The organism is Micromonospora sp. CA-246542 (assembly GCF_050942905.1).
Classification (GTDB): domain Bacteria; phylum Actinomycetota; class Actinomycetes; order Mycobacteriales; family Micromonosporaceae; genus Micromonospora.
Genome location: NZ_CP192040.1, coordinates 2,202,881 through 2,215,733, shown reverse-complemented (window position 1 = coordinate 2,215,733; position 12,853 = coordinate 2,202,881). Strand labels below are relative to the sequence as shown.

The 12,853-nt window shown below is 69.2% G+C and carries 9 protein-coding genes; all 9 read right to left on the bottom strand.

Features of this window, described 5'->3' with window-relative positions; translation table 11 throughout:
* Positions 1–94 precede the first annotated feature (94 nt).
* The 9 genes from ACQP0N_RS10440 to araB all read right to left on the bottom strand — a co-directional run bounded on the left by ACQP0N_RS10440 (position 95) and on the right by araB (position 12,783).
* The gene (locus tag ACQP0N_RS10440) at positions 95–1,090 is read right to left on the bottom strand and encodes a LacI family DNA-binding transcriptional regulator (protein ID WP_355050436.1); all 996 of its coding nucleotides are present in this window, start codon (positions 1,088–1,090) and stop codon (positions 95–97) included.
* Between the two features lie 402 nt (positions 1,091–1,492).
* A complete protein-coding gene (locus ACQP0N_RS10435) occupies positions 1,493–3,628 on the bottom strand; it encodes a family 43 glycosylhydrolase (protein ID WP_433119516.1) in 2,136 nt (711 codons plus the stop codon).
* A 356-nt stretch (positions 3,629–3,984) separates the two neighbouring features.
* The gene (araA, locus tag ACQP0N_RS10430; RefSeq protein WP_433119514.1) at positions 3,985–5,487 is read right to left on the bottom strand and encodes an L-arabinose isomerase; all 1,503 of its coding nucleotides are present in this window, start codon (positions 5,485–5,487) and stop codon (positions 3,985–3,987) included.
* 26 nt (positions 5,488–5,513) lie between these two features.
* Complete coding sequence (yjfF, locus tag ACQP0N_RS10425) at positions 5,514–6,506, bottom strand: galactofuranose ABC transporter, permease protein YjfF (RefSeq protein WP_355050439.1); 993 nt, start codon at positions 6,504–6,506, stop codon at positions 5,514–5,516.
* On the bottom strand, positions 6,503–7,573 hold the full coding sequence (locus ACQP0N_RS10420) for an ABC transporter permease (RefSeq protein ID WP_433119511.1): 1,071 nt from the start codon (positions 7,571–7,573) through the stop codon (positions 6,503–6,505). Before ACQP0N_RS10420 ends, yjfF begins: the two co-directional genes overlap by 4 nt.
* Positions 7,570–9,111: a sugar ABC transporter ATP-binding protein gene (locus ACQP0N_RS10415; RefSeq protein WP_433119509.1), complete on the bottom strand. Its 1,542-nt coding sequence runs from the start codon at positions 9,109–9,111 to the stop codon at positions 7,570–7,572. Before ACQP0N_RS10415 ends, ACQP0N_RS10420 begins: the two co-directional genes overlap by 4 nt.
* Before the next feature lie 187 nt (positions 9,112–9,298).
* The gene (locus tag ACQP0N_RS10410) at positions 9,299–10,291 is read right to left on the bottom strand and encodes an ABC transporter substrate-binding protein (protein ID WP_433119507.1); all 993 of its coding nucleotides are present in this window, start codon (positions 10,289–10,291) and stop codon (positions 9,299–9,301) included.
* A gap of 120 nt (positions 10,292–10,411) precedes the next feature.
* Positions 10,412–11,104 carry an L-ribulose-5-phosphate 4-epimerase gene (locus ACQP0N_RS10405; protein ID WP_433119505.1) on the bottom strand — a complete coding sequence of 231 codons (693 nt, stop codon included), beginning with the start codon at positions 11,102–11,104 and terminating at the stop codon, positions 10,412–10,414.
* Positions 11,101–12,783 carry a ribulokinase gene (gene araB / locus ACQP0N_RS10400; RefSeq protein ID WP_355050444.1) on the bottom strand — a complete coding sequence of 561 codons (1,683 nt, stop codon included), beginning with the start codon at positions 12,781–12,783 and terminating at the stop codon, positions 11,101–11,103. The genes ACQP0N_RS10405 and araB overlap by 4 nt, the downstream gene beginning before the upstream one ends.
* Between the last annotated feature and the right edge of the window lie 70 nt (positions 12,784–12,853).

The window sequence follows — 12,853 nt, the reverse complement described above, 5'->3', positions numbered from 1 at the left end:
CGGTCTCGTAACGGAGACTTCCCCAACCGCACGACCTCGCGCAACACCTCCCGACAGTTGATCGGCTGGCGCAGGTCACGAGGCATCGACGTGCTCAGCGGCGCGGCGGAGCGACGCTGTCACGGGCGACGAGTGTCGGCGCGATGGTCTGGCGCAGGGCGCCGCCGCCATTGCCGTTGCCCGACTCGATCTGGGTCAGCAACATCTGCAGACTCGCCCGCGCCACCGCGTCGAAATCCGGTCGGACGGTGGTCAACGGCGGAATGAAGTACGCCGCTTCCGGCACGTCGTCGAAACCCACGACGCTGATCTCGGTCGGCACCTTGCGCCCGAACTCGTGCAGCGCCCGCAGCACGCCCAGGGCGAGGTGGTCGTTGGCCGTGAAGATGGCGGTCACCTCCGGCATCCGGGCGAGCATCTGCCCGCACCGGTAGCCCGACGCCGCCGACCAGTCCCCGTGCATGAGCGGCGGTGGCTCCACCCCCGCGGCGAGCAGCGCCGCACGCCAGCCCTCGATACGACCGGCGCTGTCGAACCAGTCGGACGGCCCCGACACGTGCCACACCGTGCGGTGCCCGGCATCGAGGAGATGCTGGGTCACCGCCCGCGCGCCCGCCACCTGGTCGACCGTCACCAACGGCACCGGACGGTGCGGGTCACCGTCGACCGTCACCAGTGGAACATCCTTGGGGAGCCGCTCCAACGCCTCGCCGGCCGACTCCACGGGCGCGATGACCACGATGCCGGCGACCCGGTGCGCCAGGTGCCGCTCGACCGCGGCCGAGATGGAACGGTGGTCCAGGTCGCGCACGCTGCCGACGCTCACGGCGAAGCCCTCCGCCGCAGCGGTCTGCTCCAGGGCGGCCAGCAGCGACGCCGGACCGTAGAGGGTCGTGTTCTGTGCCACCACGCCGATGACCTGGGACCGGCCGGTCACCAGGGCGCGCGCCGCGCCGTTCGGGCGGTAGCCGAGTTCGGCGATCGCCGCCCGCACCCGCAACCGGGTCTGCTCACGCACGTTGGGGTGCCCGTTGAGCACCCGCGACACCGTCTGATGGGAGACACCGGCCAGACGAGCGACGTCTGTCATCGCGGGACCGTGGACGGCCATTTCACTCCCCCCGCCTTCAACCCGACCCGCGGCCCGTCGACGTTGACTGGAGCGGCCCGGCCCGATCCCCCTCGCTCAGCCACCACGCCGGTGCTGAATCGCAGGTGACCAGCGCTGGATCGCCGACAGTCTACGCCAGCGATCGCCCCGGACACGGCACGGCTGAACGCGAACGACACGACGTGTGCCAGGTCGCGGCGAAGTTCCGCACGCACGTCCGTGCCGTTGCCCTCGGCCGGAGGTGGCGGCAACGGGCCGCCGCCCCGCTCCACGCTCCTGGACAGAGCGTGGAACAGGGCGGCGACTGGTCTGCTGCGACGACGCGGACCCTCCCCGGGCGGGGTGGGCGACGCCGTCACCTCACTCGTTGTGTGACCGGGGTCACGGTGTGGTCAGGTCGAAGCGGCGAACGGCGACCGAGCCACCGAGCGCCTGGGTCGCGTGGTTGAAGATGGCGAACCGGTAGCCCATGAAGAACTGCCAGTTGTTCGCCAGCGTCAGGGCGTTGCCGAAGGACGTGAAGTTCACGCCGTCGGTGCTGTACGAGAAGCGCGCCTGCCGGCCCGAGCCCGGTCTGATGTCGGCGTTGGCGCGCAACCAGATCCGTCCGCCGGAGACGGCGGTGCTCGCCGCCTCACTGCCGGTGCTTGTGGTGTTCCAGTTACCGTCCATCGTGAGACCGTTCTGCATCACCAGACGCGTCGACCCGTTGTCCCGCTTGATGCCGATCCAGGCGGACGAGTTGCGCAGCACCGCCAGGCCGGTGCGATCACCGTCGCGCATCGTGGAGTAGTCGAGCTCGATGGTGGCGGTCGAGGTGGGCCCCTGGATGCGGTGCGTCAACGTGTTGCGCGCCGCGTACAGGTCGCCGGTCACCGTGGCGGTCTGCAGGTTCAGCCCGTTGTTGACCGACCACCGACTGTTGTCCGGGTTGTGGTTCCACTCCCACTGCGGGCCCAGGGTGGTGCCGGCGAACGTGTCGGTGCCCGTCAGCGGCTTCACCGCACGCGGCGGAGCGGGCAGGTTCGGCTTCGGGTACGAGGTGCCCCACGCGCCGTTGACGGTCTGCAGCACCGGCCAGCCGTCGCTGGTCCAGGTGATCGGCGCCAGGGCCGGCATCCGACCACCGGGGTACGCGTCGACGAACGACATGTAGTACCAGTCGCCGTTCTGGGTCTGCACGAGACCGCCCTGGTGGGGCACGCCGCCACCCGAGATGGGACCGGGCAGGTTGAGCAGCACCTGACGCTGCTCGTACGGGCCGAACGGGCCGTTGGTCGACTTCAGCACGTACTGGCCGTTGGCCGGCCGGGTGAGCCAGATGTAGTAGGCCCCGTTGCGCTTGTAGAACCGGGCGCCCTCCAGCGTGCCGATGCTCGACGGGGTCTGGTACACCTGCTGGGCGCGTACCTGGGACTTCCCGTCGGCGGAGAGCTGGGCGACGCTGATCGTGGTGTTGCCGTACGCCACGTACATGGTGTCGTTGTCGTCGATCAGCATGCCCGCGTCGTAGTAGCAGTTGGGGATGGTGGTGTGCTTGCTCCAGGTGCCGTCGACGGCCGACGCGGTGTAGATGTGCGTCTGCGCGAAGTCGATGCACCCGGCCCAGTAGTACGTGCGGTTGCTCGGCCGGTAGTTCAACGTCGAGGCCCAGATCCCGTCGACGTACGCGTTGCCGCCGCTCATGTCGTACTTCGAGCCGAAGTCGAGCCGGGGCACGGCGTGCCCGGCGTACTCCCAGTTCACCAGGTCGTACGAGCGCAGCACCGGTGCGCCGGGCGAGTAGTGCATGGTGGACGACGTCAGGTAGTAGACGTTGTCCACCCGGATGATGTCGACGTCGGCGAAGTCCTGCCAGATGGCCGGGTTCGAGAACGTGCCGTTCGACGGTGGCGGCGTGGTGGGGGGCGGCGTGGTGGGCGGCGGCGTGGTCGGGTTGCCCCCGCCGTCGACGCGCACCAGCTGCCACTGCTGGTTGGTGCCGTTCCAGTCGTCGTACTGCACGATGTTGCCGCCGTCGGCCGTCGAGGCGCCCTGCACCTCCATGACCTTGTTGCTGTTGCGGTTGACCAGGCGCACGTAGCCGCCGTCGGAGTCGGCCAGGCGGAACTGCTGGTTGGTGCCGTTGTTGTCGGACCACTGCACGATCGCCCCGCCGTTGGCGGTCGACCGGCCGGAAACGTCCAACACCTTGCCGGACAACCGCGACTTGACCCGGTAGTAACCACCACCGGAATCCACGAACTGCCACTGCTGCTGGTTGCCGTTGTTACGCGTCCACTGCGTGATCCGCGCACCGTCGTTCGTGGCCAGGTTGTAGACGTCCAACGCCTTGCCACTGTTGCGGTTCACCAGGACGTACCACGCGCTCGTGTCGACCGTGGCCGCCGACGCGGGCGCCGCGGCCACCGCCACGGCCGCGCCACCGACCACAAGTGCCGTCGCGGCGACGGCCAATCTCGACAGCCAGTTGCGCCGGCGTGGCGCACCCCGGGGAACCCGACCGATGGAAAGCATGATCCTCCTCTGCTGACGCGAACCGTGCGGTCTGGGCCGTCGTCCGCGGCACCGGGCGGGGCACCGAACTGACCATGCCCGGCCATGTGATCGCTAACAGCACGCCCCGAGCGTCACGGCAGCACGATGCCGACGACGAGGGGTTAGGACGCACGCACGGCCGGACCAGGCAATGACATCGACCACCTTGGTTATAGACTGTGAGCGATAACATGCTCTTAGTCAAGGCGTAACACAAGCGGCCCGCAGGCCTGCTAAGGCACGCGGCAGAGCCCGGACGCAGACCCGAACGGGTGGCCCACCCCGGCCCGCAGGCAGGGGTGGACCACCCGGTCCAGCAGAGGTTTCGGCGCAGGTCAGAAGCCGCGCGCCAGCCGGTAGTAGGCCTGGTTCCAGCGGATCTCGTCGGCGAAGCGGCGCGTCGTGGTCTCGGCGTCGATCACGACCAGCTCGGTCCGGCTCATCTCGGCCAGATCGTGCAGCTCCTCGGCGCCCACCGCCTGCGAGAGCACCGTGTGGTGCGGGGCGCCAGCGGTGATCCAGGACTCGGCGGAGACCGGCAGGTCGGGACGCGGTCGCCAGACGGCGCGCGCCACCGGCAGCCGGCGCAGCGGCTGGGGCGGCGGCACGACGTCGATCTCGTTCGCCACCAGCCGGAACCGCTCCCCCATGTCGGCCAACCCGAGCACCACCGCCGGCCCGGGCGCGGCGTCGAACACGAGCCGCACCGGATCCTCCCGGCCGCCGATGCTCAGCGGGTGGATCTCGACGTTGGGCATGTCGGACGCGATGGTCGGACAGACCTCGAGCATGTGCGCGCCGAGCACCAACTCCTGGCCCGGGGTCAGGTCGTAGGTGTAGTCCTCCATGAACGACGTGCCGCCCGAGACCCCCACGGACATCGCCTTGATGGTGTGCACCAGGACGGACGTCTTCCAGTCGCCCTCGCCGCCGAAGCCGTAGCCGTCCGCCATCAGCCGCTGGACGGCGATGCCGGGGAGCTGACGCAGGCCGCCGAGGTCCTCGAAGTTCGTGGTGAACGCCCGGAACCCACCGGCCTCCAGGAAGGCACGCATACCCAACTCGAGGCGGGCCGCGTACCGCAGCGAGTCGTGCCGCTCGCCGCCGGGAAGCAGCTCGGCGCCCACGCGGTAGGTGTCGCCGTACTCCTTGACCAGCTCGTCCACGTCGGCGTCGGCGACCTCGCCGACAACCTCGACCAGGTCGTTCACGCCGTAGGTGTTGACCGACACCCCGAAGCGCAGCTCCGCCTCGACCTTGTCACCCTCGGTGACCGCGACGTCGCGCATGTTGTCGCCGAAGCGGGCCAGGCGCAGCGACCGCATCGCCGACCAGCCGGTCGCCGCGCGGGCCCAGGCGCCGACCCGGGCGGTCACCCGCGGGTCGCTGACGTGCCCGGCGACCGTCTTGCGGGCCACGCCGAGGCGGGTCTGGATGTACCCGAACTCGCGGTCGCCGTGCGCCGCCTGGTTCAGGTTCATGAAGTCCATGTCGATGTCGTCCCACGGCAGCAGGACGTTCGCCTGGGTGTGCAGGTGCAGCAGCGGCGTCTGCAACGCGTCCAGCCCGGCGATCCACATCTTCGCCGGCGAGAACGTGTGCATCCACGCGATGACCCCGATCGCGCCCTGGGCGGCGGCCTCCCGGCAGACCCGCAGGATCTCGCCGCTGTTGGTCAGGACGGGCTTCCAGACCACCCTGGCGGGAATCTGCGGCGAGTCGTCGAGCGCGGCCGCGATCTGGCGGGACTGCTCGGCGACCTGCCGGAGCGTCTCCTCGCCGTACATGCCTTGGCTGCCGGTGAGGAACCAGATCTCGGGTTCGGGGTGTGGTGCCATGGGGTTGCCTTCCGCGAGAGGGGCGGTCACTTGTAACGGATTCCGATGAGTCGCTGCAGGAGGATGAACGCGAAGAGCAGGCCGCCGATCACGATCTTGGTCCACCAGGAGTTGAGGCTGCCGTCGAACGTGATGAGGGTCTGGATCACACCCAGGACCAGCACGCCGAGCACGGTGCCGAAAATGTAACCCGCGCCGCCGGTGAGCACCGTGCCGCCGATGACGACGGCGGCGATGACGTCCAGCTCCATGCCGACGGCGATCAGCGGCGCCCCGGAGAGGGTGTAGAACGACAGCAGGATTCCGCCGATCGCGGAGCAGAGCCCGCTGATCGTGTAGACGGCGATCCGGGTACGCCCCAACGGCAGGCCCATCAGCAGCGCCGACTGCGGGTTGCCGCCGATCGCGTAGACGTTCCGTCCCAACCGGGTGTACGCCAGCACGTACGCGGCTATGAGCACCACGGCGAAGGCGATCAGCACGCTGATCGAGACGAAGTTGCCCCGGGGATCGCCGATCCGCTCCTGCGACATCCTGGTCCAGAAACCGTCGGTGATCGGAATCGACGAGTCCGAGATGAACGTGCACATGCCCCGGGCGAAGAACATCCCGGCGAGCGTGACGATGAACGGCTGGATGTCGAAGAAGTGGATGACGCAGCCCATCAGCAGGCCGAGCGTCGGCCCGATGAGCAGCGCGATCACGAGCACGAGCGCCGCCGGCAGGCCCTTCTCCAACAGCGATGCCGACACCATCGCCGTCATGGCGACGACGGACCCGACCGACAGGTCGATGCCGCCGGTGAGGATCACGAAGGTCATGCCGACCGCGACGACGAGCAGGAAGCCGTTGTCGATGAAGACGTTGAAGATGACCTGCACGTTCGAGAACGCCGTGTACTGGGACACGCCGATGCCGTACATGACCAGCAGCAGGGCGAGCGTGGCCAGCACCGGCACCTGCCGCCGGGGCAGCCGGAACCGGGTGCGGCGGGGGGCGGTGAGCGATCCGGTGGTCATGCCGGCACCTGCTCCTTCGGCTTGTCGGCGACGGGGCGCGGCGGCGGGGTGCTCTTCCGTCGCCGGCTGAACCGGGCCCGGAAGGCCGGCGCCTGGATGAGGCACACGGCGATGACGACCACCGCCTTGAACAGCAGCGACGTCTGCGGCGAGATGTTCATGGCGTACACCGTGGTGGTCAGGGTCTGGATGATCAGCGCCCCGAGGATGGTGCCGCTGAGGTAGAACCGGCCACCGGCGAGGGACGTACCGCCGATGACGACCGCCAGGATGGCGTCCAGCTCCACCCAGAGGCCGACAGCGTTGCCGTCGGCGCTGGACACGTTGGCCGTCATCATGAAACCGGCGATCGCGGCGCAGGCGGCGCTGAGCACGTACACGAGGAAGATGACCCGGTTGGACCGGATGCCCGCCAGTCGGCTCGCCTCGGCGTTGCCGCCCACCGACTCGACGATCATGCCGAGCGCGGTGCGACGGGTGAACGCGGCGACGAGCAGGGCGGCGGCGAGCGCGATGAAGATGGCCAGCGGCAGGGTCAGCAGGTGACCCAACCCGATGGCCCGGAACGGCCCCGAGTTGATGGTGATGATCTGGCCCTGGGTGATCAGCTGGGCGAGGCCGCGACCGGCCACCATCAGGATCAGCGTGGCGATGATCGGTTGGATACCGATCACGGCCACCAGCACCCCGTTCCAGGCGCCCAGCACCAGCGAGATACCGAACGCCATCGCGAGGGCGGTCAGCACCACAACGAGGCTGTTCTGGTCGGTCTGATTGCTGATGTACATGCAGGCGACCGCGCCGCTGATCGCGCAGATGGAGCCGACCGACAGGTCGATGCCGCCGGTCGAGATGACCAGGGTCATGCCCAGCGCCACGAGGATCAGTGGCGCGCTCAGCCGCAGGATGTCGATCGGCGTGCCGTACAGGTGCCCGTCCTTGAGCTCGATGGACAGGAACCCGGGCCGGTAGATCGTGTTCGCCGCGAGCATGACCACCAGCACGGCGACGGGCCAGAACAGCCGGTGACCGATCATCGTCCGATAGCGGCCCTTCGTGTCGTTCATCGGTCCGCCTCCTCCCGGTGGGATCCACTCGCGATCGTCTGCATGATGCGCTCCGCGTCGAGGTCCTCGTTGTTGGCGAGCTGCGCGACCATCTGCCGGTCCCGCATGACCGCCACCTTGTGGCTGAGGCGCAGCACCTCCTCCAACTCGGCCGAGATGAACAGAACCGCCATCCCACCGTCGGACAGTTGCGCCACGAGCCGCTGGATCTCGGTCTTCGCGCCGATGTCGATGCCGCGGGTCGGCTCGTCCAGGATCAGCAGCCGTGGTTCGGTGATCAGCCAGCGGGCGAGGAGCACCTTCTGCTGGTTGCCGCCGGAGAGGTTGCGGACCGGCACCTCCGGGTCCGCCGGACGGATGTTGAGCGCCTTGACGTACTTGTCGACCAGCTCGTCCTGTCGGCGGCGCGGGATGGGCCGCAGCCAACCCCGGGCGGCCTGCATGGCGAGGATCATGTTCTCGCGGACCGACAGGTCGGGGACGATGCCCTCGGCGCGACGGTTCTCCGAGCAGAAGCCGACGCCCTGGTCGATGGCCTGCGCGGGGGTACGCAGGCTGCCCGACGTGCCGTCGATCGCGACCTGCCCGCCGTCGGCCCGGTCGGCGCCGAAGAACAACCGCGCCACCTCGGTACGCCCCGAGCCCAGCAGGCCGGCGAGGCCCACCACCTCACCGGGGTGGATGGTCAGACTGAACGGCTCGACCGCGCCCGCCCGGCCCAGCTTCGACACGGCCACCAGGGGGGTGCCCTCCTCGATCGCGGCCAGGTCGCGCCGGGAGTGCTCCTCGATCCCCTCGAGGACGTCGAGCTCCTTGCCGATCATCTTCTCGACGAGGCCGAGTTGGGGCAGCTCGGTGGTCAGGTACTCGCCGACGAGCCCGCCGTTGCGCAGCACCGTGATGCGGTCGGCGATCTCGTAGACCTGGTCGAGGAAGTGCGTCACGAACAGGATCGCGATGCCCTCGTCGCGGAGCTGCCGCATGATGCGGAACAACTGCGCGACCTCACCCGCGTCGAGACTGGACGTCGGCTCGTCCAGGATCAGCACCCGGGCCTGGATGTCGATCGCGCGGGCGATCGCGACCATCTGCTGGATCGCGAGGGAGTACGAGCCCAGCGGCGCGCTGACGTCGAGGTCGAGGTCGAGGCGGCTCAGCAGCGCGCGGGCGCGACGGCGGACCTCGCCCCAGCGGACGGCGCCGAACAGCCTCGGCTCACGTCCGATGAAGATGTTCTCCGCCACCGAGAGGTTGGTGCAGAGATTGACCTCCTGGTAGACGGTGCTCACCCCGGCGGCCGTCGCCTGCATCGGCCCGCTGAAGGACACCGGCTCACCGCCGAGGGTGATCGTGCCGTCGTCGGTGTCGTAGACGCCGGTCAGCACCTTGATGAGGGTCGACTTCCCGGCGCCGTTCTCGCCCATCAGGGCGTGCACCTCGCCGGGGAAGAGCCGGAAGTTGACGTCGTGGAGTGCACGCACCCCGGGGAAGGACTTGCTGATCCCGGTCATCGTCAGGACCGGACGGCTATCCGTCATCCCATCAGACCTCTTCTGGGGGTTGTCGACGCGGATGGGCCGTTGCGCTCCCACCGCGCCCGCCCGGCCCTTCACCTGGGCTCGGGCGGGCGTGGCGCGGGTCGTCGCGGGTCATGCCCGGTCCGTTCGGGTTTACGGGGCGACGCGGCGGGGCCGCCACGCGAGCGCGGCGACCCCTTACCGTCGATCAGTACTTGCGGTTGGGCAGAGCCTCCTTGGCCTGCTCCTGGGTGAAGGTGGTCTCCTCGGTCTCGATCCGGGCCGGTACCGTCTCACCCGCGTGGACCTTCTTGGCGAGGTCCATCAGCTGTGGGCCGAGCAGCGGGCTGCACTCCGCGATGAAGTTGAACTTCCCGTCGGCGAGAGCCTGCATACCGTCCTTGACGGCGTCGACCGTGATGATGGTGATGTCCTTGCCCGGCACCTTGCCGGCCGCGGTGATCGCCTCGAGAGCACCCAGACCCATGTCGTCGTTGTGCGCGAACAGCACGTCGATCTTCGGGTTGGCCTTGAGGAACTGCTCCATGACCTGCTTGCCACCCGCCCGGGTGAAGTCACCCGGCTGCGAGGCGATGATCTTCAGGTTCGGGTTGGCGGCGATCGCCTCACCGAAGCCCTTCTTACGGTCGTTCGCCGGAGCGGCACCCGTGTTGCCCTGCAGCTCGACGATGTTGACCGGGCCCGTGGCGCCCTTCTTCTGCTCGACCAGCCATTCGCCCGCGAGCTTGCCCTCCTTGACGAAGTCCGAGCCGAGGAAGGTCTTGTAGAGGCTCTTGTCGGCCGAGTCGACCGAGCGGTCGGTCAGGATGACCGGGATGCCGGCGTCCTTGGCCTCCTTGAGCACGGTGTCCCACCCGGACTCCACCACCGGCGAGAAGGCGATGACGTCCACCTTCTGCTGGATGTAGTTGCGGATGGCCTTGATCTGGTTCTCCTGCTTCTGCTGCGCGTCGTCGAACTTCAGCTCGATGCCCGCCGCGGCAGCCGACTCCTTGATCGAGGTGGTGTTCGCCGTACGCCACCCGCTCTCGGCGCCGACCTGGGAGAAGCCCATCGTGATCTTGCCGTCGTCCTTGGACCCGCCGCCGCCGGTGTCGCTGTTGCCGCAGGCCGCCACGCCGCCGATGAGCAGCACACTGGCGAGGACCGCGATAGCGCGCTGCGTTCGCATCTTTCTCATCAGATCTCCTTGGCTGGGTGTGGTGGGGACCGCGTCAGCCGCCGACGAGAAGAGGTGGCGTACGCGGGTGGTGCGTGCTGGTGCGTCGGTGGAGCAGACCGGCGGGCCGTGTGGAGACGGTCAGGAGCCCGCTGGTGCGACTGGTTGTTGGCCGTAGACGTTCTGGTAACGGTGGTAGAGAGCGTCGATGTCGGCCTGCGCGATCGGCACGGGCTGCCCGAGGGTGCGCGCCAGGTACGAGGTACGGGCCACGTCCTCGCACATGACCGCGGCCTTGACCGCCGCGCGGGCGTTCCGGCCGATGGTGAAGACGCCGTGGTTGCGCATGAGCACGGCGGGTGAACGGTGCCCGGAGAGCGTGGCGACGATGCCCTTGCCGATGTCGTCGCCGCCGATCAGCGCGAACGGGCCCAGCGGGATCTCCCCGCCGAACTCGTCGGCCTGGGCGGTGAGGTGGCAGGGGATCGCCTCGCCACAGGCGGCCCAGGCGCTGGCGTACGAGCTGTGCGTGTGCACCACGCCGCCGACCTCGGGCATGGCGCGGTAGACGTACGCGTGGGCGGCCGTGTCGCTGGACGGCGCCAGGTCACCCTCGACGAGGGCGCCGTCGAGGTCGCAGACGACCATCGTCTCGGCCGTGAGGTCGTCGTAGCCCACGCCGCTCGGCTTGATGACCATGAGGTCCTGGCCGGGCACCCGGGCGGAGACGTTGCCGGACGTCCAGGCGACCAGGTTGTACCGGGTCAGCTCGCTGTGCAGGCGGGCGACGGTCTCGCGCAGTTCACCGATCTGCCGGCTCACCTCGGCGTTCATGCGACGACCTCCAGCGTGGCCTCGTGCGTGGGCGCGGCGGCCTCTACCGCCGCGTTGCGGATCGCCCGGAGGCGGAGCATGACGTCGTTGCCGCCACGACCGAAGTGGTCGTGCAGCGCCCGGTACTCGGCGTACAGGCCGTCGTAGGCACGGGCCCGCTCCGGGTCCGGCGTGTAGACGGCCTCGTGCACCCGCCCCATCGCCTGGGACGCCTCGTGGATCGACGGGTACGCCCCGGCGGCGACGGCGGCGTGGATCGCCGAGCCGAGCGCCGGCCCCTGCGCGGACGCGATGATGTTCAGCGGGCGCTTGGTCACGTCGGCGTAGATCTGCATCAGGAGCTTGTTGTTGGTGAGGCCGCCGGCAATCACCAGGTCGTTGACGGGCACCCCGGCCTCGACGAACGCGTCGATGATCATCCTGGTGCCGTACGCCGTGGCCTCCAGCAGCGCGCGGTAGATGTCCTGCGGGCGGGTGGCCAGGGTCATCCCGACGATCATCCCGCTCAGGTCGTGGTTGACCAGCAACGAGCGGTTGCCGTTCCACCAGTCCAGCGCGACCAGGCCGTGCGCGCCGACCGGCTGGCTGGCGGCCAGTTCGGTGAGGCGTTCGTGCGAGTCGAACCCGGCCGGTGCGCCGTGCTCGACGAACCAGCCGAAGATGTCGCCGACACCGCTCTGGCCGGCCTCGTAGCCCCACGCGCCGGGGCTGATGCCGCCGTCGACCACGCCGCACATCCCGGCGACCTCGGCCGGGTGCTCGCCGTTGACCACGTGGCAGGTGGACGTGCCCATGATGGCGACCAGCCGACCGGGCTGAACGGCCTGGGCAGAGGCGGCGGTGACGTGCGCGTCGACGTTGCCGACCGCCACGGCGATCCCCTCCGGGAGACCGGTCCAGGCGGAGGCGCGGGCGCTGAGCGTGCCGGCTCGCGCGCCGAGCGGCAGCAGCGGACCGTCGAGCTTGGCCACGAAGTCGCCGAAGTCGGGGTTGAGCGCGGTCAGGAAGCTCTCGGACGGGTACTGCCCGTCCTGCAGGATGCCCTTGTAGCCGGCCGTGCAGACGTTACGGGTCTCGGTGCCGCTGAGCTGCCAGACGATCCAGTCGGCGGCCTCGATGAACCGCTCGGCCCGGTGGTAGATCTCCGGGTCCTCCTCCAGGATCTGCAGACCCTTGGCGTACTGCCATTCGGCGGAGATCTTTCCGCCGTACCGGCCGATCCACGGCTCCGACCGCTCGTGGGCCAGCGCGTTGATCCGGTCGGCGTGCGGCTGCGCGGCGTGGTGCTTCCACAGCTTGACCCAGGAGTGCGGCCGGTCGCGCAGTTCGGGGTCCTCGCAGAGCGGGGTGCCGTCGGCGCGCGTCGGGAGCACCGTGCAGGCGGTGAAGTCGATGCCGATGCCCACCACCGCCGCCGGGTCCACCCCCGCCGCGGCGACCGCGGCCGGAACGGCGTGGCGCAGCACGTCGCGATAGTCGTCCGGGTTCTGCAACGCCCAGTCCGGGGGCAGCGACCGACCTCCGGGCAGCGTCTCGCTGATGACCCCGTCGCCGTACTCGTGCACCGCGGTCCCGAGCTCGGCACCATCAGAAACCCGGACCACCAGGGCCCGCCCGGAGAGGGTGCCGAAATCGACACCCACGACGTAGCTTTCGGCAGCTCCGCCCACACGCTCCATGTTCACCTCCACCGTTAACGGGGATAGTGTTAACGCTCACATCCAGCCTCGTCAAGACATCTACCTGCAA